The organism is Corallococcus exercitus (assembly GCF_042231735.1).
GTDB lineage: Bacteria > Myxococcota > Myxococcia > Myxococcales > Myxococcaceae > Corallococcus > Corallococcus exercitus_B.
On record NZ_CP102577.1, the window covers coordinates 3,791,993 to 3,813,625 of the forward strand.

The 21,633-nt window shown below is 70.3% G+C and carries 20 protein-coding genes; 16 read left to right on the forward strand and 4 right to left on the reverse strand.

The window, feature by feature from the left end; genetic code table 11:
- Positions 1-6: 6 nt before the first annotated feature.
- The 12 genes from gspF to NR792_RS14685 all read left to right on the forward strand — a co-directional run bounded on the left by gspF (position 7) and on the right by NR792_RS14685 (position 11,105).
- On the forward strand, positions 7-1,263 hold the full coding sequence (gspF, locus tag NR792_RS14630; protein WP_375760652.1) for a type II secretion system inner membrane protein GspF: 1,257 nt from the start codon (positions 7-9) through the stop codon (positions 1,261-1,263).
- 15 nt (positions 1,264-1,278) lie between these two features.
- Positions 1,279-1,422, forward strand: a complete 144-nt coding sequence (locus NR792_RS14635) for a hypothetical protein (RefSeq protein WP_167508134.1) — start codon at positions 1,279-1,281, stop codon at positions 1,420-1,422.
- A gap of 77 nt (positions 1,423-1,499) precedes the next feature.
- On the forward strand, positions 1,500-1,919 hold the full coding sequence (gene gspG / locus NR792_RS14640; protein WP_207055723.1) for a type II secretion system major pseudopilin GspG: 420 nt from the start codon (positions 1,500-1,502) through the stop codon (positions 1,917-1,919).
- 57 nt (positions 1,920-1,976) lie between these two features.
- Entirely contained in the window at positions 1,977-2,444 is a 468-nt protein-coding gene (locus NR792_RS14645; RefSeq protein WP_375760653.1) for a type II secretion system protein GspG, read from the forward strand.
- The gene (locus tag NR792_RS14650) at positions 2,441-3,178 is read left to right on the forward strand and encodes a Tfp pilus assembly protein FimT/FimU (protein WP_375760654.1); all 738 of its coding nucleotides are present in this window, start codon (positions 2,441-2,443) and stop codon (positions 3,176-3,178) included. Before NR792_RS14645 ends, NR792_RS14650 begins: the two co-directional genes overlap by 4 nt.
- On the forward strand, positions 3,175-4,101 hold the full coding sequence (locus tag NR792_RS14655) for a prepilin-type N-terminal cleavage/methylation domain-containing protein (RefSeq protein ID WP_375760655.1): 927 nt from the start codon (positions 3,175-3,177) through the stop codon (positions 4,099-4,101). Before NR792_RS14650 ends, NR792_RS14655 begins: the two co-directional genes overlap by 4 nt.
- Positions 4,101-4,775, forward strand: coding sequence for a type II secretion system protein GspJ (locus NR792_RS14660; RefSeq protein ID WP_375761621.1), 675 nt, complete (start codon positions 4,101-4,103; stop codon positions 4,773-4,775). The genes NR792_RS14655 and NR792_RS14660 overlap by 1 nt, the downstream gene beginning before the upstream one ends.
- On the forward strand, positions 4,775-6,211 hold the full coding sequence (locus NR792_RS14665; protein WP_375760656.1) for a type II secretion system minor pseudopilin GspK: 1,437 nt from the start codon (positions 4,775-4,777) through the stop codon (positions 6,209-6,211). Before NR792_RS14660 ends, NR792_RS14665 begins: the two co-directional genes overlap by 1 nt.
- Position 6,212: 1 nt before the next feature.
- The gene (gene pilM / locus NR792_RS14670; RefSeq protein WP_375760657.1) at positions 6,213-7,820 is read left to right on the forward strand and encodes a pilus assembly protein PilM; all 1,608 of its coding nucleotides are present in this window, start codon (positions 6,213-6,215) and stop codon (positions 7,818-7,820) included.
- 1 nt (position 7,821) lies between these two features.
- Positions 7,822-8,379: a type II secretion system protein GspM gene (gspM, locus tag NR792_RS14675; RefSeq protein ID WP_375760658.1), complete on the forward strand. Its 558-nt coding sequence runs from the start codon at positions 7,822-7,824 to the stop codon at positions 8,377-8,379.
- A 3-nt stretch (positions 8,380-8,382) separates the two neighbouring features.
- Positions 8,383-9,363 carry a type II secretion system protein GspN gene (gspN, locus tag NR792_RS14680; protein WP_375760659.1) on the forward strand — a complete coding sequence of 327 codons (981 nt, stop codon included), beginning with the start codon at positions 8,383-8,385 and terminating at the stop codon, positions 9,361-9,363.
- A 110-nt stretch (positions 9,364-9,473) separates the two neighbouring features.
- The gene (locus tag NR792_RS14685; protein ID WP_375760660.1) at positions 9,474-11,105 is read left to right on the forward strand and encodes a sigma 54-interacting transcriptional regulator; all 1,632 of its coding nucleotides are present in this window, start codon (positions 9,474-9,476) and stop codon (positions 11,103-11,105) included.
- Positions 11,106-11,122: 17 nt separating this feature from the next.
- Here the strand turns inward: NR792_RS14685 and NR792_RS14690 are convergent, their stop codons facing one another.
- On the reverse strand, positions 11,123-13,108 hold the full coding sequence (locus NR792_RS14690) for an APC family permease (RefSeq protein ID WP_375760661.1): 1,986 nt from the start codon (positions 13,106-13,108) through the stop codon (positions 11,123-11,125).
- A 138-nt stretch (positions 13,109-13,246) separates the two neighbouring features.
- On the opposite strand from NR792_RS14690, the gene NR792_RS14695 reads away from it, so the two are divergent.
- On the forward strand, positions 13,247-13,762 hold the full coding sequence (locus NR792_RS14695; protein ID WP_120525684.1) for an RNA polymerase sigma factor: 516 nt from the start codon (positions 13,247-13,249) through the stop codon (positions 13,760-13,762).
- A 12-nt stretch (positions 13,763-13,774) separates the two neighbouring features.
- Here the strand turns inward: NR792_RS14695 and NR792_RS14700 are convergent, their stop codons facing one another.
- Together NR792_RS14700 and NR792_RS14705 are read right to left on the reverse strand one after the other, a co-directional pair.
- Entirely contained in the window at positions 13,775-14,428 is a 654-nt protein-coding gene (locus tag NR792_RS14700) for a hypothetical protein (RefSeq protein ID WP_375760662.1), read from the reverse strand.
- A 1-nt stretch (position 14,429) separates the two neighbouring features.
- Positions 14,430-16,607, reverse strand: a complete 2,178-nt coding sequence (locus tag NR792_RS14705) for a S46 family peptidase (RefSeq protein WP_375760663.1) — start codon at positions 16,605-16,607, stop codon at positions 14,430-14,432.
- Between the two features lie 122 nt (positions 16,608-16,729).
- Between NR792_RS14705 and NR792_RS14710 the strand changes: the two genes are divergently transcribed.
- Positions 16,730-17,467, forward strand: a complete 738-nt coding sequence (locus NR792_RS14710) for a M50 family metallopeptidase (protein ID WP_375760664.1) — start codon at positions 16,730-16,732, stop codon at positions 17,465-17,467.
- Between the two features lie 16 nt (positions 17,468-17,483).
- On the opposite strand, the gene NR792_RS14715 is transcribed toward NR792_RS14710, so the two are convergent.
- Positions 17,484-18,143 carry an MBL fold metallo-hydrolase gene (locus tag NR792_RS14715; protein ID WP_375760665.1) on the reverse strand — a complete coding sequence of 220 codons (660 nt, stop codon included), beginning with the start codon at positions 18,141-18,143 and terminating at the stop codon, positions 17,484-17,486.
- A gap of 106 nt (positions 18,144-18,249) precedes the next feature.
- Between NR792_RS14715 and NR792_RS14720 the strand changes: the two genes are divergently transcribed.
- Both NR792_RS14720 and NR792_RS14725 read left to right on the forward strand, forming a co-directional pair.
- Positions 18,250-18,966, forward strand: a complete 717-nt coding sequence (locus NR792_RS14720; protein WP_375760666.1) for a hypothetical protein — start codon at positions 18,250-18,252, stop codon at positions 18,964-18,966.
- A gap of 286 nt (positions 18,967-19,252) precedes the next feature.
- On the forward strand, positions 19,253-21,631 hold the full coding sequence (locus NR792_RS14725) for a DNA topoisomerase (ATP-hydrolyzing) subunit A (RefSeq protein ID WP_375760667.1): 2,379 nt from the start codon (positions 19,253-19,255) through the stop codon (positions 21,629-21,631).
- Positions 21,632-21,633 lie beyond the last annotated feature (2 nt).

Genomic DNA, 21,633 nt, shown 5'->3' on the forward strand with positions numbered 1-21,633 from the left:
TCCGCCATGCCTGTCTTCGAATACAGAGGCCTTGATTCCCAGGGCAGGCAGAAGAAGGGCCTGCTGGAGGCGGACTCGCCCAAGACGCTGCGCTCCAAGCTGCGCGCCGACGGCATCTTCCTCACCGACGTGCTGGGCCAGGCGGAGGGCAGCCGCGCCGGCGTCGCCAAGGGCGCCAACGCGTCCCTGCTGGCGCGCGACGTGGACCTGCGCAAGCTGGGCCGCGGCCGAGTCTCCACGGAGGACGTCGCCATCCTCACCCGGCAGCTGGCCACGCTCTTGGGCGCGGGCGTCACCATCGTGGACTCGCTCAACGCGCTGGTGGACCAGGCGGAGAAGGAGCGCCTCAAGCGCGCCCTGTCGGACATCAAGCAGCGCGTGAACGAGGGCTCGTCCCTGGCGGACGCGTTCAGCCAGCACCCGAAGATCTTCCCCAGCATCTACATCAACATGGTGCGCGCGGGTGAGGCCTCCGGCGCGTTGGATCAGGTGCTCCTGCGGCTGGCGGACTTCACGGAGAACCAGGCCAAGCTGCAGCAGAAGATCATCGGCACGATGATCTACCCCGTCATCATGCTGGCGGTGGGCGGCGGCATCCTGGTGCTGCTGATGGTCTTCGTCGTCCCGAAGGTGACGAAGATCTTCGAAACGATGCGCGCCACCCTGCCGCTCAACACGCGCATCCTCATTGGCGCCTCCAACCTCATGCAGGCCTGGTGGTTCATCATCATCCCGGCCTTCATCGCCGGCGTGATGATGTTCCTGCGTTGGATCAAGAGCCCCAAGGGCAAGCCCAAGTGGGACCGCTTCACGTTGAAGGCCCCCATCTTCGGCAGCCTCGTGCGCCTGTTGGCCATCTCCCGCTTCGCGCGCACGCTGGCCACGCTGCTCAAGAGCGGCGTGCCCATGCTGGCCGCGCTGGACATCGTCAAGGCGGTGATGACGAACTCGGTGCTGGCGGACGCGGTGGAGAACGCCCGCGAATCCATCCGCGAGGGCGAAAGCATCGCCAACCCGCTCAAGCGCTCCGGCCAGTTCCCGCCGCTCGTGTACCACATGGTCGCCATCGGTGAGAAATCAGGGCAGCTGGAGGACATGCTCCTGTCGGTGGCGGACTCCTATGAGACGCAGGTGAACGTGCGCATCGGCGCGCTCACCAGCCTCCTGGAGCCCATGCTCATCGTGGTGATGGGCGTGATGATTGCATTCGTCGCGCTCAGCATCCTGATGCCGATTCTGCAGGTGAACACGGCCATCCATTAGGAGCAGGGGCGCACGATGAACGACACGCTCGACCGGTGGATCCAGCGCGCCACGCTGATGGGCCTGTTGGCCCTGGCCGCCACGCTGGCGACGGTGGGGGCCACCCTCTACGCCCACCGGGACCCGCCCGCGGCCGCAAGCCCGGGCACCCCTCCCTGACGCGAAGCGCTTCTGACATCCCGACACACCCATGGCGCGGTGGCTTGCCAGAAAGTCACCCGAAGGTGAGTGAAGACATGCACACGACGAACGCGAAGAAGCAGCAGCGCCGCAAGAACCGCGGCATGACCCTCATCGAGATCATGGTGGTCATCACCATCCTCGGGCTCATCGCGGCGGCGGTGGGCGTGGCCGTCATCCCGAAGCTGGAAGAGGCCAAGCAGGACACCGCGAAGCTGGACATCCGCAACATCCAGAGCGCGATGAAGCTCTACTACACGAAGAAGGGCTCCTACCCGGACACCGCCACGGGCCTCAAGGCGCTGGTGGACACCCAGAACCTGGAGCGCATGCCGCTGGACCCCTGGGGCCGCGAGTACGTCTACATGAACGAGGGCGGCAAGCCGGTCATCACCAGCTACGGCGCCGACGGCAACCCGGGCGGCGAGGGCTCCGACGCCGACATCTCCTCCAAGGACCAGAACGCCCGGCAGTAACGGGCGTTTCCTGAAGCAAAGCCGCGCCTCCCGCGTGTTGTCGTAGGAATGCCCGTGATGACCCCCGAGCACACTTCCTCCCCGACGTCCGCGCGCGAGGCGCGACCCGTTTCCGGCAAGCAGGCCCGCGCCCGCTCGCCGCGCCTGGGCCGGCTGCTGCTGCTGGGCGTCTTCGTCGGCGCCAGCCTGCTCGCGTTCGCGCTGGTGTGGGCCACCGAGGACAACTCCCTCACGCCCACGCAGCGCCAGGCGCGCGAGCAGATCCGCCGCCTGGAGGGCCTCTTCAAGGCCCACCACCGGCTGATGGGCTTCTTCCCCTCGCAGGCGCAGGGCTTCACGCCGCTCATCGAGTCGAAGGTGCTGGACGCGCCGCCCATCGACCCGTGGGGCCACCCGTACGTCTACCGCATGGAGGGCAAGACGGGCGCGGTGCTGTCGCTCGGCTCCGACGGCAAGCCCGGCGGCACCGGCGACGCCGCGGACCTCTTCAGCGGCGGCATCGTGGCACAGGAGGTGCAGCCATGAAGACGGCCATGTCCTCGCCCGCTCCCGCCCGCCGCCGTCGCGCCCCGCGCGGCCTCACGCTGATTGAAATCTCCATCGCGCTGGCCATCGCGGCGGTGATGTTCGCCGCGGTGACCGTGGGCATCGGCGCCATCACCGGCGCGAAGGCGAAGGGCAGCGCCACGGAGCTGGCGGGCGTCATCCGCTCGCTCTACGACTCGGCGGCGCTCAGCGGCAAGACGTGCCGGCTGGTGTTCGAAATCCCGGACCCGAAGCGCGAGCAGCCCACGCGCTACCACGCCGAATGCGCGGCGGGCGGCGTCACCACCTCGCGCGACCGGGACGCGGCGCTGCGGGACGAAGCGCGCGACCGCGAGCGCAACGCCCGCGAGGGCAACAACGGCGGCGACGCGCGCAAGAACTACACGCGCGCGGAAGGCTCGCAGCCGTCGGCGCAGGAGCTGATGGAAGAGGAGAAGAACCGCATCGAGTCCCAGTCCACCTTCTCCGCGTACACCGCGGAGGAGATCTCCCCCAAGGAGCTTCCGGCGGGCGTGGCGGTGTCGGTGTGGACGCGGCAGCAGCGCGAGCCGGTGGAGAGCGGCGTGGCCTATCTCTACTTCTTCCCGCAGGGCTACACGGAGAAGGCCATGGTGTTCCTGCGCCAGGGCGACAACGCGTGGACGTTGGACGTGTCACCCCTGACGGGCAAGGTGTTCATCGCACCCGAGGCCCTGGAGGTGCCCCGCTCATGAGGACCCCGACGCGAAGGCGCTCAGGCTTCACCCTGCTGGAGACGATGGTGGCCATGGCCATCCTCAGCGTCGCGCTGATGGCCATCTTCGACCTCAACTCCGGCGCGGTGGCCAACCACGTCTACACCAAGCGGCTCACCGTGGCGTCGCTCTTGGCCCGCTCGAAGATGACGGACCTGGAGCAGAAGCTCTACGACGACGGCTTCGAACAGGACGACGACGAGCAGTCCGGCGACTTCTCCGACGACGGCTGGCCCCAGTTCAAGTGGCGCGCCCGCATCATCGCGCCCAAGACGGACGGCGTGACGCCGGACCAGCTCATCGGCGCCATCTTCAACCTGCCCATGGGCGGCGGCGACTCCGGCGACCCGCTGGGTGGCCTGGCCGGCCTCTTTGGCGGCAGCGGCGGCGACAGCAAGGGCGGCAGCACGCCGCCCGGCGGCAGCACCACGGCCAGCCCCCTGGGCGCGTCCGCCATGAGCATGGCGCAGCCCATGTTCACGCAGATGGTGGACCAGCTCACCAAGTCCGTCCGCGAGGTGCACCTCACCGTGTACTGGAAGGAAGGCACCCAGGTGGAGAGCGTGGACGTGGTGACGCACGTCGTGTCGCTGGGGCCCGGCGGCGACCGCAACGGCGGCTTCACGCCCAACGCGGGCACCACGGCGGGCGCGGAGAACCAGTGGGTGAACCCGCGCACGGGCCAGGTGGTGGACAACCCCATCCCCGGCCCCAACGGGCAGATGCTGGACCCGAACACGCGTGAGCCGCTGGTCAACCGGGCGCAGGTCCTCAACCAGCTCAACAACCCGGGCGGCCGGCAGGGCGGCGGCAACGGCAACACCGGCATCACCCCGCGGCTGCCGGGCGGCATCTTCAACGGCGGCCTGCCGGGCATGCCGCGTGGGGGGACCATCCGATGATGAAGCGGCGCATGCGTGGCTTCACCCTCATGGAGGTCATGGTCGCGGTGGGCATCACCGCCCTCATGGGCACCGTCGTCGCCCTGGCCTTCCAGACGGGCATCAACGCCAAGGAGGTCGTGGAGGGCGAGGCGGAGCGCTACCGCATGGTGCGCGTGTCGCTCAACCGCATGGCGCGGGAGATTGGCTCCGCCTTCGTGAGCGACCGCTTCGACCTGCGCCGCTTCCGCGACCAGAACGACCGGCCCACCAACTTCATTGGCGAGCGCGACAAGCTGACCTTCACGACGTTCGCGCACCAGCGCCTGTACACGGACGTGAAGGAGTCCGACCAGGCGGTGGTGGAGTACTTCGTGGAGAACTCCAGCGAGCGCGGCGCCCGGCAGCGGCAGGACCTGAAGCGGCGGGTGAACCCCAACGTGGGGGACCGCATGGACCGGGGCGGCACCACGGACGTCCTCTTCGAGGGCGTCAAGGGCGTGGAGTTCGCCTACTGGGACTCGGAGAAGAAGGAGTGGGATGACGAGTGGGACACGCGGCGCACGGAGAAGAAGGCCATCCTCCCCACGCGCGTGCGCATCACCGTCATCGCCCTGGATGAGGCGGGCAAGGAAGCGCGCTACACCACGCAGACGCGCATCGTGCTCAACACGGAACTGCCGAGGTTCAACTGATGGCCCTCCCCTACTTCCAGCAGGCGTTCCGCCGGCGCGGCAAGGCGCGGGGCCCGGTTCCCGCCGCGGCGCCGCTCTCGCCGGCCGCGCGCAAGCACAAGCGCTCGCGCGGCGTGGCGCTCATCATCGCGCTCGTCTCCATCACGCTGCTGACGGTGGTGGCGACGGAGTTCGCCTACAACAGCCGCGTGGACCTGCAGCTCGCCGCCAACCAGCGGGATGAAGTGCGCGCCTACTACATGGCCCGCTCCGGCCTGTCGCTGGGGCGGCTGCTCCTGCGCTTCCAGAAGCAGGTGGACGCGACGCCCATCCCCAACCCCGCCAGCCTCCTGAGCGGCCTCATGGGCGGGGCCCTGGGCGGCGCGGGCGCGGGCGCGGGCGGCGCGAACGCCTTCCAGCCGCAGTCGCTCAACCTCCAGCTGTGGAAGCTGGCCCGGGTGGACTGCCACATGCTCAAGGGGCTGGTGAAGAGCGACGGCGCGGAAGGCGAGGACGGCCGCCCCGTGGAGACGGACCCCGTGCAGGTGGACCCCAACTTCCAGATGGAGGGCGAGGAAGGGGCCGAGGGCGGGGGCGCGGCCACGCAGATGGCGGCGCAGATGCAGCGCCGGTCCTTTGGCGGCTTCGAGGGCTGCTTCCTCGCGACCATCAGCGACGAGGAGGAGAAGCTCAACGTCATGCGCCTGAACACCGGCGGCGCGGAGGCGCAGGCCACCGCCGCGCGCATGCTGGACATGTTCGCGGACAAGCGCTTCGAGTTCCTCTGGCAGCAGGACGACGCCAACAAGGTGCGCTCCACGCCCAAGGACACCGTCATCGCGCTGAAGGACTGGTCCGACGAGGACGCCGCCCAGTCCAACCTCAACGAGCGCGACCCCACGAACCCCTTCATCACGGGCTTCGCGGACGAGGGTTCCCCGTACAGCCGCTATGAACCGCGCTATGACGTCAAGAACGCGCGCTTCGACAGCCTGGACGAGCTGTACCGCGTGCATGGCGTCAACGACCGCTTCATGGCGGCCTTCCGCGACCGGCTCACGGTGTACCCGGACATCAACTCCAAGCCGAACGTCAACACCGACGACCCCATCATGCTGGGGCTGGCCATCATGTCCGCCGCGGACCCCAACCGGCCGGATCCGCGCCTGACGGACCCGGTGTTCCTCAACGAGCTCATCAGCCGCATCCGCGCCGCGCGCATGTTCAACTTCTTCGGCATGTCGGTGGCGGACTTCGTGGGCGTCGTGGAGCAGGCCGGCATCGCGGTCAACCCGCTCATCAAGGGCAACGTCCAGCAGAACCGCTACCTGGGCGACAAGAGCAAGACTTTCACCATCAAGTCCGTGGGAGAAGCGGGCAGCGTCCAGAAGACGCTCACCGCGGTCATCCGCCTGGACGACGGGCTGGGCAAGCTCGTGTATTACAGAGAGGAATAGCATGGCCCGCATTCTTGGCCTGGACCTGGGCAGCCACTCCGTGAAGGGGGTGGTGCTCAACTCCGGAGCGAAAAGCAGCACCACCCAGGGCTACGCGGAGGTGCGCCGCGCGCAGGAAGGCGAGCGCGCGGAGACGCTGCGCGCCGCGGTGGAGGAGCTGCTCGGGAAGATGCCGGAAGGGCACGTGGACCAGGTCGTCATCGCCCTGCCCGGCCCGTCCCTCACCACGCACTCGGTGAGCCTGCCCTTCTCCGACCCCAAGCGCGTGGAGGCGACGCTGCCCTTTGAAGTGGGCAGCCAGCTGCCGTTCGACATCTCGGAGGTCGTCTACGACTACCAGGTGGTCGGCCAGAAGGACACCGGCGGCAAGGACAAGGCCGCGGACCTGCTGGTGGGCGTGGTGAAGAAGGAGGAGCTCCAGTCGCTGCTCGCGCTCCTGGGCGGCCTCCAGGTGGACCCGCGCGTCATCACCCACCCGGCGCTCGCGTACCAGAACCTCTTCACCCAGATGCCCGGCCTCTTCGAGGGCGCGTCCGAGGGCGGCCCGGTGGCGGTGGTGGACATCGGCCACGAGCGCACGTCGGTGGCCATTGGCCAGCCGGGCAAGGGCGTGGAGTTCGCGCGCACCTTCGCGGGCGGCGGGCGCGACCTGACGCGCGCGCTGGCCACGGAGTTCCAGACGACGCTGCCGGAGGCCCACGCGTGGAAGGAAGCGCACGGCGCCATGGCGAGCGCCGCGCAGGGGCCGGACGCCGAGCGCGCCGCGAACGCGTTCGTGCGCGGCCTGCAGCCGGTGCTGCGCGAGCTGCGCCCGTCCTTCAAGGCCTTCGCCGCGCGCACCCGCCGGCAGGTCTCCGCGGTGGTGCTGTGCGGCGGCACCGCGCGCATGCCGGGCCTGGCCGAGCAGCTGTCGCGGGACCTGAGCCTGCCGGTGCGCGTGATGGCGCTGCCGGCGGACGCGGCCGCGATGATTGGCCCCAAGGAGACGCCGTCCGCGGCGCAGGCGTACGCGCTGGCCATGCGCGGCAACGCGGCCGGGGCGAAGGCGCCGCGCTTCAACCTGCGCCGGGGTGAGTTCGCCTTCAAGGGCGGCTACGACTACGTGAAGGACCGGGTGGGCCTGCTGGCCTCCTTCGCGGTGACGCTGCTCCTGCTGCTCATCGCCTTCGGGGTGGTGCGCAACACGGTGCTGTCGCGCCGCGAGGCGGAGGTGGACGCGGTGCTCTGCAAGACGACCCAGCGCATCCTGGGCACCTGCGAGACGAACTACGACCGCGCCCTCAACATGCTCAAGGGCGTGGAGAGCCCCGCCGCGGCGCTGCCCGCGATGTCCGCCGTGAACCTGCTGGCGGAGGTCACCCAGCGCGTCCCGCCAGAGGTGCCGGTGAAGTTCGACCGCATCCAGGTGGACCTGGACCGCATCATGCTCCAGGGGGAGACGGACAGCTCCAAGCAGGTCGACACGCTCTCCGCCGCCTTGAAGGGCCACCGCTGCTTCAAGGACGTGAAGGAGGGCAAGGTGGAGAAGACTCGCGACGGGCAGAAGTGGACCTTCCGCCTGGACGTGCAGGTGCAGTGCCCCGGCGAGACGCCGGCGGGAGAGACGTGACATGGGAAAGCTCAAGGAACTCTTCGCACCCCTCCAGACGTGGTTCGAGCGGCTGAGTGACCGCGAGCGCAAGCTCGTGGCGCTGGCCGGCTCCGCGGTGCTGGTGTTCGTGCTCTTCGTCACCCTCTTCAGCTTCGCCAACAGCGCCAATGGCTACCGTCGGCGCACGCAGGACAAGCTGGCGAAGCTGCAGGAGGTCCAGGCCCTGGCCACGAGCTACGGCCAGGCTCAGGCGGAGCGGCAGGCGGTGGAGCAGCAGCTCACGCAGAGCAACGTGCGGCTGCTCACCTACATCGAAGACAAGGCCACCGCCGCGGGCCTCACCGCCCCCAACATGACGCCCAAGGGTGACGTGGGCGTGGGGGACGGGAAGATCATCGAGAGCTCCGTGGAGCTGACCTTCACGGACGTGGACCTGCGCAAGCTGACGGACTTCCTGCGCACGGTGGAGACGGGCCCGGGCATCGTGAAGGTGAAGTACCTGCGCGTGGAGCCCCGGCCCGCCACGGACACCCTGACGGCGTGGACGACCGTCGCCACCTACCGGATGAAGCAATAGCCCATGGCCACTGAAACCAAGACCGCCCGCTGGAAGCTCGTGCTGGGCTACACCGCCTTCGCGGTGGTGGCCTTCATCCTCTGCCTGCTGCTCACGTTCCCGTACGACGCGGTCCGCACGCGGCTCGTCACGGAGGCCGCGGCCCACGGGCTCGCGGTCCGCATCGGCGGCCTGCGTCCCGGCCTCTCCGGCGTCACCGCCACCCACGTGCGCGTGAGCAAGCCGCCCACGCCGCTGGGCTCGGACGCCGTCGCGGCGCTCGCCCGGGGCGAGTCCGGCGGGCTGGGCCCGGATGAGCTGGGTGAGGCGCTCGTCTTCGACAGCGTGGCGCTGCGTCCGTCCGTCTTCCCGCCCGGCGTGGTGGTGAAGATGAAGGGCATGGGCGGCACGGTGGACGTCCACGTGGGCGGCCTGAGCGGCACGTCGCTGCACGTGGACGTGGACGGCGTGCAGGCCAGCGGCGGCAACCTGCCGAAGTACACGGGCGTGGACATGGAGGGCACCCTCAACGCGAAGCTGGCGCTCAATGCGCCGGGGACGATGATGCGCGGCCAGCCGGTGGACTGGTCCCAGGCGTCCGGCACGGTGGCGCTGGACACCCAGGGGCTCACCATCAAGGGCGGCAAGGCGGCCATCCCCATGGGCGGCGGCCCCGCGATGCCCATGGAGCTGCCGCGCGTGGTGCTGGGCGAGCTGAAGGGCGACCTCCAGTTCGACAAGGGCCTGGGCACGGTGCGGGACTTGAACCTCAAGAGCGAGGACCTGGAGGGCGCGGGCACCGGCACGGTGAAGCTGGGCCGGCGGCTGGAGTACAGCGAGCTGGCGCTCGACGTGCGGCTGAAGTTCGAGCAGGCCTTCCAGCAGCGGCTGGGCCCCCTGGCGCTGGCGGTCAACATGCTGCCGCAGGACCGGGACAACCCGGGTTGGCGCGGCGGCCGGCTCAGCGGCATGGTGAGCAGCCCGCGCTTCGGTCCCAAGCGGTAGAACCCCGGGGGTCGGTTCCGTCCCTCCCCCACCCTCGGGTTGATGCCCGCGCACGCGCCGTGTAAAGCGCTGCGCGCGGCCCCGGGTGTCCGGGGCTTGGGAGAGTGGTGATGCCGGAGCTGGTGTTCTTCCGTCGAGGCGAGGAAGTGCTGCGGGTGGCGGTGGACCGGGCGCGGGTGGTGCTCGGCCGGGGCGACTCGAGCGACGTGGCCATTCCGGATCCAGAGGTGAGCCGCCAGCAGGTGGCGCTCCTGTGGGACGGTCAGAAGTGCCGCGTGGAGGACCTGTCCGGCAAGGGCACCAAGGTCGCGGGCGCGGTGGTGGAGCGCGGTGAGCTGCCCGACGGCGCGGACATCGAGCTGGGCCAGTGGCGCGCGGTGTTCCGCCAGCACAGCGCCAGCGAGGACGCGGACGCGGCCACGGAGGCCGGCAACACCACCTCCGTGCAGGGCCGGGACGCGCAGCGCTGGCAGGCCGCGCAGCTGCGGGTGAAGCAGGGCGGCACGGAGGCCGTGCACCGGCTCACCGGCGACAGCTTCACGGTGGGCAAGGACGCGGGCAACGACCTGGTGCTCCAGGACCGGTTCATCTCCGGGCGGCACCTCAAGGTGACGCGCCGCGAGGGCGTCTTCCACGTCGTGGACCTGCGCTCCACCAACGGCACGTGGCTGGGCCCGGTGCGCCTCTTCGAGGCGGAGGTGACGCTGCCCACGTCGCTGCGCGTGGGCGAGGCGGAGCTGATCCTGGAGGCCGTGCCCGCCGCGAAGAAGGAGGCGCAGGCCTTCCACGGCATCCTCGGCAGCGACCCGTCGGTGCGGCAGCTCACGGACCTGATTCAACGCGTGGCCCCGTCCACCGCGGCCGTCACCATCCTGGGCGAGTCCGGCACGGGCAAGGAGCTGGTCGCGAACGCGCTGCACGCGTGCTCGCCGCGCGCGAACCGGCCGCTCATCCCGGTCAACTGCGCCGCCATCTCCAAGGAGCTGATCGAGAGCGAGCTGTTCGGCCACGAGAAGGGCGCGTTCACCGGCTCCGTGGGCGCGCGCAAGGGCGCCTTCGAGGAGGCCGACGGCGGCACGCTGTTCCTGGACGAGATTGGCGAGTTGCCGCTGGACCTCCAGGCGAAGCTGCTGCGCGCGCTGGAGAGCGGTGAAATCAAGCGCGTGGGCGCCAGCCGCCCCCTGCACGTGGACGTGCGCGTGGTGGCGGCCACCAACCGCGACCTGCTGGCGGCGGCGCGCGAGGGCCGCTTCCGCGAGGACCTCTACTACCGCCTGTGCGTCGTGCCGCTGCACCTGCCGCCCCTGCGCAACCGCCGGGGGGACGTGGTGGCGCTGGCGGAGCACTTCGTGCGCGCGTTCGCCCCGCGCGGGCAGACGGTGCGCTTCACGCCGGCCGCGCTGGACCGGCTCCAGCAGCACGCCTGGCCGGGCAACATCCGCGAGCTGCGCAACGTGGTGCACCGCGCGCTGCTCCTGCGCAAGGGCCCGTCCATCGACGGCAGCGACCTGTCCTTCGACCAGGAGGTCAACCGCGAGACGGGCATCACCGTGCCGGAGCTGCCGCCGGGCATGACGCTGGAGCAGATGCTGGAGAAGCTGGAGCGGCAGATCATCGAGACCGCGCTGCGCCGCTTCAACAACAACCGCGAGCGCGTGGCGCGCGAGCTGGGCCTCGCGCGCTCCACCCTCTTCAAGCGCCTGAAGGACTGGGGCCTGACGAAGCAGGACGAGCAGGAGTAGCCCCGCCCCGCCCCGCCCTACCCGTTCCCCGGGTGGGCGGGGCCGCCCCAGGCCGAGTGCGGCGCGGGGTGCGCCGCCGTGCGCAGGTACCAGGGCACGCTGACCACCACCAGGCGCCGCTCGCCCGACAAGAGCAGCGCGCTGCGCAGCAGCTCCGAGCGGCGGCCGTAGAGCATGGCCCGGTACCAGCGCTTCTCCAGCAGCTCCGGCATCACGATGGCCACGGTGCGGCCCGGCACCTCCGCGAGCAGCGCGTCCAGGTAGTCCAGGAGCGGCCACACCAGCGCGCGGTACGGCGACCCCACGTGCACGAGCGGCGGCGGCTGGCGTCCAGCCTGAATGAGCGGCCCCTGGACGAAGTGCTGCCACTGCGAGTCCAGCGCCGCCTCGTCGGTGTCGCCGCTGCAGATGTGCACCGCGCGCACGTCGTCGCTCAGCTCCAGCGCGAAGCGCAGCGCCGTCTCCGACGCGTGGGACCAGCGGTCCACCGGCACCACGGCGACGAGCGGCGACGGAGGCGTCAGGCGCACCGGCCGCTTCAGCTCCGTGGCCTGCCGCGTGCGCGTGTACGCGGCGTGGACGCGCGACAGCAGCAGCAGCCCCACGGGCACGATGACGAACGCGGCCCAGCCGCCGTGCATGAACTTGGACACGCCCACGATGCACAGCGTGAGCGCCGTCATCACCGCGCCCGCGCCGTTGAGGACGCGGCGCCACCGCCAGCCCTCCTCCTCCCGGTGCCGGCTCCAGTGCACCACCATGCCCGCCTGAGACAGGGTGAAGGCCATGAGCGCGCCAATGGCGAACAGGGGAATCAGCCGGTCGGTGATGCCCCTGCACGCGATGAGCAGCAGGGCCGCCAGCGCGGACAGCGTGAGGATGCCGCGCGACAGGGCCAGTCGGCGGCCCCGGTGGGCGAAGCCCGGGGGCAGGTAGCGCTCGCGCGCCAGCACCTGGCACACGAGCGGGAAGCCCGCGTAGCTGGTGTTCGCGGACAGCGCGAGCACGCAGAGGATGGCGGCCATGGCCACGTAGTAGAAGACGCCGCGCCCCATCACCGCCGCGATGAGCTGCGACAGCACCGTCTGGTAGTTCGCGCCGTCGGGGTCCGTCGCGCCCACGCCGTACGCCCGGCACAGGAGTGCGATGCCCAGCAGCATCGTCACCAGGATGCCGACGATGACGCCCAGCGTGGCACGCGCGCGGCGGATGGGCGGGTCGCGGAAGATGGGCACGGCGTTGCTGATGGCCTCCACGCCCGTCATCGCCGTGCACCCGCTGGCGAAGGCGCGGATGACCAGCCACGCCCCCAGCGACGCGGTGGGTACCGCCAGGGGCGGCGGTGCCTGCACGGGCGTCGCGTCACCGGTGGCCAGCTTGAAGAGGCCCACGGCCAGCACCACGCTCAGCGACGTGATGAAGAACCAGGTGGGCACGACGAACACGGCGCCCGCCTCGCTGACGCCGCGCAGGTTCACCAGGGTGAGCAGCGCCAGCAGGCCCAGGGTGATGGGCAGCGTGTGGGGCCGAAGCTCCGGGAACGCGGACACCAGCGCACCCGTGCCGGCGGAGATGCCCACGGCCACGTTGAGCAGGTAGTCCAGCATCAGCGCCGTCGCCGCGAGCAGCCCCGCGCCCCGCCCCAGGTTCTGCTTCGCCACCGTGTACGCGCCGCCGCCGTTGGGGTACGCGGCGATGGTCTGCGCGTACGAGCTCGCGACGACCATCAGGAGCCCGACGATGGCGACGGTGATGGGGAAGAGCAGCCACAGCCCCCCGGGCCCCAGCGGGCGCAGCACGGTGAGCGCGGCCTCCGGGCCGTACGCGGCGGAGGACAGCGCGTCCAGTCCGAGCAGCGCCACGCCGGTGAGGACGCCCGTCTTCTCCTGCATCGCCTGGGCGCTGGTGAGCGGGCGCCCCAGGAGCAGGTCCACGACGCCGTTGCCCTCCCGGCGCCGGGGCATGAACGGCCTCCTGCGTCCGTAGTCGGCCAGCTGGGCCATGGCGGCGTCCCCCTGGCCCGGAAGGTGCGCACCGGCTGTCCACGCGGAAACACGGCCCCGCGGTCGCATGCCCTCCAGGGCCATAGACCGTTTTCCGCGCCCGTTCGTTCCAGGGGAAGACACAGGAGACCGTCCGCCATGGGCCCGCACGCCGCCGTCCTCGCCTTCCCCACCCTGGATGACTTGTACGCCCAGCACCGTCCCCGAGCGCTGGCCATCGCCCGGCGCATCGTGGGCGACACCGACGACGCGGAGGACGTGGTGCAGGACGTCTTCCTGCGCCTGTCGCGGCAGCCCCCGGGGCTGGACGGGCGGGCGACGTGGACGACCTGGCTGCACCGGGTGATGGTCAACAGCAGCATCAACTGGCTGCGCGCGCGCCGTCGCCGGGAGCGGCTGACGCACGCGCCCCAGGAGACCGTGTCGCCGGAGGCCCACGCCATGGGCACGCAGATGCAGCGCCACTTCCACGAAGCGCTGGAGGAGGTGAACCCCCAGCAGCGGCAGGTGCTCTACCTGCGCGAGGTGCGCGGCCTGGGCTCCGCCGAAATCGCCCGGCTCCTGCGCATCCCCGAGGGCACCGTGAAGAGCGCCCTGCACCGCGGCCGCCAGCGAGCCCTCACCGTGATGGAGGAGCGCGGCCAGCGGCCGTGAATCACGAAGCGACTACTCCTCGCCCTTGCTGCCCACGAACTGATCCCCCTTCTCCTTGAAGAGGAGGTTGAAGCTGGTGAGCGAGCCGTAGACGCGGGTGATGTAGCCCTGCATCTCCGCCTTCTCCGCCTCCGTGAGCTTGGGGTGGGCGTTGAGCTTCTGCTCCAGCACGCGGATGCGGTCGCGCACCATCGTGACCTTGTGGAACAGGTTGTCGATGGGCAGGTCCTTCGCCTGGAGCTCCGGGTTGCCCGGCACCAGCCGCACCGTGCCGCCCTCCCACTTGCCCGCGAGCGGCGGCTCACTGAGGCCCGCCGCCTCCCGGAAGATGTCCATCAGCTCTTCGCGCGTCATGTTCAGCCCTTCCAGGTCCACCACTTGCCGCGGATCCGCGCGGTGGCGCACCACCACGGGCGCCACGCTCCGCGCGGTGCGGGTTCGCGTGCTTGAAACCACGGGCGCCGGGGCCGCGGAGCCCCTGGGCGCGTACTTGTCACAGATGGGCGCGGAGGGCGGGAACAGGCCGCGCGAGGTGTACACGCGGCACGGCCCCACCCAGCCGCGGTGGTCCTCGGAGTGCGGACTCCAGAGCTTGCAGTTGCCGCACACCCGCTCATCGGGGCGGAAGGTGGGAAGAGGCCGGGGTCCCGCTCCCGCGTCCGACATGTCAGCGCGCCTCCTTGGCCACCGGCTTGCCCTTGCGGATGTTGAGCTCGCGCAGGAGCGCGTCCGCGTCCTCGACCTGGTCCAGCTGCCAGAGCAGGTAGCGCACGTCCACGTTGACGTTCCGGGCCACGTCCGGATTGTAGCCGAAGTCGTTCGCGACGTTCTCCCACACGCGGTCGAAGTTCACGCCCACGAGCTGCCCCTTGCCGTTCACCGTGGGGCTGCCGGAGTTGCCGCCCGTGGTGTCCGCGTCCGCCAGGAAGTCCACCGGCACGTCCTTCAGGCGCGGGTCCACCCACTGCCCGAACTTCTTCGCCGCCGCGGCCGCGCGCACCTTCTCCGGCGCGTTGAAGGGCTCTTCCCCCGTGTGCTTCTGGAGCATGCCGGTCAGCGTCGTCTGCGGCAGGTACAGCGCGCCGTCGCGCGGCGTGTAGCCCTGCACCTTGGCGAACGACACGCGCAGCGTGCTGTTGGCGTCTGGAGCAATCGGCTTGCCCGCCTGCGCCATCACCGCCTTGCGCCACGCCGGCCGCAGCCGCGAGGACGCGCCCTGGCGCCGGTCGCGCGTGTCATCCAGCGCGGCCTGCTCCTTCGCCAGCTGCATGCCGAACGCCAGCAGCGGGTCGCGGCGCGCGGTGAGCTGCCCCACGGACTCGTCCGCCATCTTCAGGCGCTCGGCCTGGCTCAGCACCTTGGTGCCCGCGTAGAGCGAGTCGATCTTCGCGGTGACGTCCTTCTCCGAGTACGTCTTGCCGAAGACGGCGTCCACGGACGTGATGCGCGCGTCCGCGGGCAGCGCCTGCGCGCGCTTCACGAACGCGTGCAACAGCGCCTTGTCCGCGGCGAGGAAGAGGTTCTTCTGCTCGCGCTCCAGGCGGTCCTTGATGCGCGGCACCTCGCGGTCCATGTACTCCGGGCGGCGCTCCAGGTCCGGCTTCGCGCGCTCCATGGCCAGCCGGGACACGGACGTGGCCAGCGCGGGGCCTCGCGCCAGGCGGCCGGCCATGGCCAGGAGGAACTCGCGGTCGAAGGTCTTGGAGGCCTCCTTCTGCTCCGCGAGCAGCGCCTCGCGGGCCTTGAGGGCGTCGCCCCACTTCGCCGCGTCCTTCTGGGCCCAGGCGACGGTGGCCGCTTCCGCGTCGCGCTGCTTCTCCACGATGTGGCCGCGCTTCAGGCCCGCCAGCTGCCCGCCCGCGTTCTTGTAGACGTTGTGCAGGCCCTTGAGCTGCGAGGCCACGGCGATCTTCCCGGCCGGGTCCTTCTCCCCTTCCGCCTCCAGGATGCGGATGGCCTCGCCCAGCACGTCGCGGATGCGCGGGTAGTAGCGCGCCTGGCGCTCCGCCATCTCGTCCGCGAGCAGCGTGCGGAACGTCGTGCCCGGGTAGCCCAGCACCATCACGAAGTCACCGGGCTTCACCCCTTCCGTGGACAGCGGGAAGAAGAACTCCGCCTTGTAGGGCACGTTCTTGTCGCTGAACGCGGCGGAGGCGCCGTCCGGCGCGGTGTACGCGCGGATGATGGCGAAGTCGCCGGTGTGGCGGGGCCACATCCAGTTGTCCTCTTCCCCGCCGTACTCGCCCACGGCGCGCGGCGGCGCGTAGACCAGGCGCACGTCCTGCAACTCCACGGCGTCCACCAGCGTGTAGTTCACGCCGCCGTCGAAGGTCGCGACCTGGCAGCGGGTCGCGGGGCGCTTCTCACACTCGGCGACCAGCTCCTTCTGCTTGCGGTCGATGGCCTTGTAGCGCGCGAGGTCGTCCGCGCCCTGCGGCACGGCGGCGTTCACTTCCGCCGTCACGTCCTTGAAGCCGCGCGGCACCTGCACGCGCGAGCCCTTGCCCGGAAGCTCCTCCGACGGGCTCTTCGCGAGGAAGCCGTCGGTGATGAGGTCCTTCTGCGGAGAGCTGTGCTCCTGGATGATGGAGAAGGCGCAGTGGTGGTTGGTGATGATGAGGCCGGAGGCGGAGATGAACGACCCGGAGCAGCCGCCGGTGTTCACCGTGCCCGCCAGGAGGCCCGTGCCGCGCTTGGGGTCCCACAGCTTGCTGGGCGGCAGCTGGAGCCCCTGGGCCTTGAGCCAGGCGGGGCTCAGTTCCAGCACCTGCTGCGGGGTCCACTTCCCTTCCCCGGCGAAGACCGGGGCAGCCACGAGCGAGAGGAGAAGGAGCGTCTTCTTCATGGTGCCCCATCCCTACTCCGTCCGCCGCCCGGGCGCGACCGTTCCGGTGTCCGGGGCGGGCGTTTTCGCGGAAGATGGAACGCGCTTGGATGTTCCGGTGTCCAGGTAGGAGGGGACCAGCGATGCGGACCGCGAGCGGGGCGACACTGGATTTCGGAAGGCTGGCGCTGCTCCTCGTCCTGATGGGGGCCTCCTGGTACTTCTGGTATTCGCCGGTGCTGTGGCCGGTGAAGGTGCTGGTGGTGATGATGCATGAGACGGGGCATGCCCTCGCCACGCTGCTCGTGGGGGGCTCCGTGGACCGGGTCCACCTCCAGGTGAACGAAGGGGGCAGCTGCTTCTCCCGCCTGCCGCCCGGCGTCTTCAACCGCATCGCCGTGTCGTCCGCGGGCTACCTGGGCAGCGCGGTGGCGGGCGCGGGGCTGATGCTGGCCACGTTCCGCTTCCGGCTGGGCCGCGCGGTGATGGGCGCGGCGTCCGTGTGGCTGGCGGTGATGGGCTTCTTCTACGCGGGGGACCTCTTCACCCTGGCCTTCTGCCTGGGCATGGCGCTGGCCATGGGGCTGGGCGCGCGCTTCCTGCCCACGGGGCTGGTGGACGCGCTCAACCTGTTCCTCGCGGCCTTCACGGCGCTCTACGTCATCTTCGACCTGCGGGACGACCTGTGGAACAGCGCGGTGCGCGCGCAGAGTGACGCGGCCATCCTCGCCAGCGAGACGTGGGTGCCGTCCATCGTCTGGGCGGCACTGTGGACGCTGCTGTCGCTGGCCCTGCTGGGTGTCTCCGCGTACTGGGCCCTGCACGCGAAGCCGTCAGGCGGCGTGAAGATGCCGCCCATGGCCCGCGCGCGGCGGGTGTGAGCGTTCAGGCCGCGCCCTACTTGCGCGGCCGCATCCGGAAGGCCACGAAGGACGCCATGTCCGGGAAGCCGAAGTACGGGTTCTTCTGCCGGATGGCCTCCATCTGGGCCACCGGCACGTCCGCGTAGTCGTGCCCGGGGAACAGCCGCGCGGAGTCCGGCACCTTCGCCAGCACCTGCGACAGCGAGCGGTACATGTCCTCCGGGCTGCCGCCCGGGAAGTCGCACCGGCCGCACCCGTTGATGAAGACCGTGTCCCCGGACACGAGCGCGTCCTCCGCCAGCAGGCAGTGCGACCCTGGCGTGTGCCCGGGCGTGTGCAGGGCCTGGAACGTGCGCGCGCCCACCGGCACGGGGTCCCCCGCCTTCAGCAGCCGCAGCGCGTCACCGCCCCGCTTGCGCAGCTCGCTGGAGAAAGCGACCTCCTCCGCCTGCGCGTACACCGGCACGTCGTGGCGCGACAGCAGCTCCTCCAGGCCATTGATGTGGTCGCCGTGGCAGTGCGACACGAACGCCCCCACCAGGCGCTTGCCGTCCTTCGCCACGGCCGCCTCGATGGCCGGCACGTCCCAGGCCGGGTCCACCACCACCACCTCCGGGCCGTCCTGGGGCCCCACGAGGTAGACGAAGTTGTCCATCGGTCCGAGCTTGAGCTGGCGTACGTACGGCGTGGGCATGTGTGTCCTCCAGGCGGCCACTCTACGCCCCAGGCTTGCCGCCCCGGGGCCTGTTCCCGTTGAATGCCCCCGTCCGCTGTCCCATGCCGCCTGGAGGTCCCCTTCCGTGAAGCGCCTGCCCACCCTGCTCGCCTGCTCGCTCCTGGTCGGCGCGACCGCCTCCGCCGCCGGGCGGACGGCCTCCACGTTCCGCTACAAGCCGTCGCCGGACGACGAGCGTCCCGTCATCGTGGACGCCACCATCGGGCCCCAGGGCAGCGACTTCGCCATGCGGCTGAAGTTCAACAAGGACCCCTTCGGCGAGGAGTGCAAGCAGCGCTGCGCCAACATCACCCTCTTCCTGGACACGGACTCCAGCACCCAGTCCGGCCTGCGCCTGCCCGCCAACAAGGCCCCGGAGAACGGCGCGGACCTGGCGGTCGTCATCCAGGGCGTGCGGGAGTACAAGCGCCAGGACGCGCCCCCGGAGGTGGCCCTGCGCGTGAAGGTCCGCCAGCTGGGCTCCGACGCCACCAGCGCGGACGCGGGCGAGCTGCTCGCGGACCTCAACAACCGGCAGGATCCGGAGCGCATCCAGACGGACGGCACCACCGTGTACCTCCTGGTGGACGCCACCAGCGCGCTCCTGCCCTCCGCCCGCAAGGTGCGCGTCATCTATCACCCGCCAGGTAGCAAGGCCCTCACCGCCAGCATCAACGGGATGGCCAGCGGCAGCTCCGGCCGGGGCGTGCAGATCTTCAAGCGCGGCAGCGGAAACTGGGGCCGCGCCCCGGACGCGGAGGGCAAGAAGCCCCGCGCCAACCCCCCCGGCGACAACGGCTAGTCCCAGCAGGCCGCCAGTCAGGCCCTGACAGCGCTCCCCTCGGAATTCCGGGGGGTTGGCGGTGGGTTCTAAGCAGGCACAGGACTGTACGGACGTGCAGAAGTTCCGCGTCGGAGCCGACGCAACCTCCCGAATTCGTTCTCAATGTCAGAGGCCCATGGTAGTCCCGGCCATCTGACGTTGAGTGGCCGACCCGACTGGTAGTCGCAGCGCGTACGACGCGGCCCGCGCGCCGCGTCACGCACGTGGGGGCGGCCCGTGTGACACCCATCTGGATTCCATGACCATGCTCGCAGAAGCCGAAACGAAGTCGCGCAAGAAGCAGGGAGGCCCGGCAGGGGGCGGAGGCAAGGGAGGCGGCGGCGCGTCCGGCGCCGGCGGCGGGGACGGACTGCCCGCGGGCCTGGCCGAGGAAGCGCGCCGCCGGTACCTCAACTACGCCCTGTCGGTCATCACCTCGCGCGCCCTGCCCGACGTGCGCGACGGCCTCAAGCCCGTGCAGCGCCGCATCCTCTACGGCATGTGGAACGACCTGAACCTGTCGTTCGACACGAAGTACCAGAAGTGCGCGCAAGTGGTCGGCGCCATCATGGGCCGCTACCACCCGCACGGCGACACGGCCATCTACGACGCGCTCGTGCGCATGGCGCAGGACTTCTCCCTGCGCTACCCGCTGGTGGACGGCCACGGCAACTTCGGCTCGCTGGACGGCGACTCCGCCGCGGCCTACCGCTACACCGAGTGCCGCCTGGAGAAGCTGGCCACGGAGCTCCTGGGTGAGCTGGACAGCAAGACGGTCCGCTTCCGCCCCAACTACGACGGCACCCGCGAGGAGCCCGTCGTCATCCCGGCGCGCGTCCCGCAGCTGTTGATGAACGGCACCACCGGCATCGCGGTGGGCATGGCCACCAACATCCCGCCCCACCACCTGGGCGAGCTGGTGGACGCGCTGCTGGCGCTCATCAACGACCCGGAGCTGCAGACCAAGGACCTGCTCAAGTGGGTCAAGGGGCCGGACTTCCCCACCGGCGGACAGATCCTCAACGACAAGAAGGAGCTGCGCGAAATCTACGAGACGGGCCAGGGCTCCGTCCGCATCCGCGGCGAGTACAAGCTGGAGGAGCACAAGCGCGGCGGTCAGATGATCGTCGTCACCTCCATCCCGTACACGGTGAACAAGTCCACGCTCGTCGCGAAGATTGGCGAGCTGGTGCGTGAGCGCAAGCTGCCGCTCATCACCGACGTGCGCGACGAGTCCACCAAGGACGTGCGCATCGTGATGGAGCTCAAGAAGGACGCCAACCCCGAGCTGGTGATGGCGTACCTCTACAAGCACACGCCCCTGCAGACGAACTTCGGCGTGAACCTCACGTGCCTCGTGCCGTCGGACAACCCGGACGTGGGCACGCCCAAGCGCTTGGACCTGAAGTCCATCCTCCGCTACTTCCTCGACTTCCGCCTGGAGATCGTGACGAAGCGGTTCGAGCACGAGCTGGCGGAGCTCAAGCGGCGCGTCCACATCCTCGAGGGCTTCGAGAAGGCCTACGACGCGCTGGATGAGATCATCCGGATCATCCGCCAGTCCGAGGGCAAGCAGGACGCCGCCCAGAAGCTGATGGCGCGCTTCAAGATGGACGAAGTGCAGGTGGACGCCATCCTGGAGATGCGCCTCTACAAGCTGGCCCGCCTGGAGATCCTCATCGTCCAGAAGGAGCTCAAGGAGAAGCGCGCGGAGATCAAGCGCATCGAGGGCATCCTCAAGGACGTGAAGAAGCGCTGGGCCGTCATCCACGACGAGCTGTCCGGCCTCAAGGCCGCGTACACCGACAAGCGCCGCACGCGCATTGGCGGCGCGGGCTCCGAGGAGATGGAGTTCTCCGCGGAGGCGTTCATCGCGGACGAGGACGCCCACGTCGTGATTACCCGCGACGGGTGGATCAAGCGCGTGCGCGAGGTGAAGGACCCGTCCACCACCCGCCTGCGTGAGGGCGACGCGGTGATGGCGGTGCTCGCCGGCAGCCTGAAGGCGAACCTGGTGCTGTTCAGCAACTTCGGCACCGCGTACGTGACGCGCTTCAACGACGTGCCGGCCTCCACCGGCTACGGCGACCCGGTGCAGAAGCTGTTCAAGTTCGACGACGGCGAGCGCGTGGTGGGCGCCCTGTCCCAGGATGCCCGCCTGCCCCAGCCGGAGAAGCTGGTGGCGGTGACGCGCCAGGGCCTGGGCCTGCGCTTCCTGCTGGCGCCGCACACGGAAGTGTCCACCCGCGCCGGCCGCCGCTACGCGAAGACGGGCGAGGGCGACGAGATCATCGGCACGCAGCCGGTGGGCGACAAGGACCTGCTCGCCGTCCTCACGGAGAAGACCCACGCCCTGGTCTGCAAGGTGGCGGAGGTGAATGAGCTGGCCGGCCCGGGCAAGGGCGTCCAGGTCATCAAGGTGGACGAGGGCGACAAGGTGGTGGACTTCCTCGCGGCGCCGGCCAGTCAGAAGGACGCCACGCTGGAGTTCGAGACGCAGAAGGGCCGCAAGCTGCACCTGTCACCGGCGAAGTTCTCCGTGACGGGCCGCGGCGGCAAGGGCCATGAGATGTCCAAGCGCGACACGGTGAAGGAGGTGGCGAAGCCCGTCACCTTCGTGCCGCTGCCGGAGAAGAAGGAGTAGCG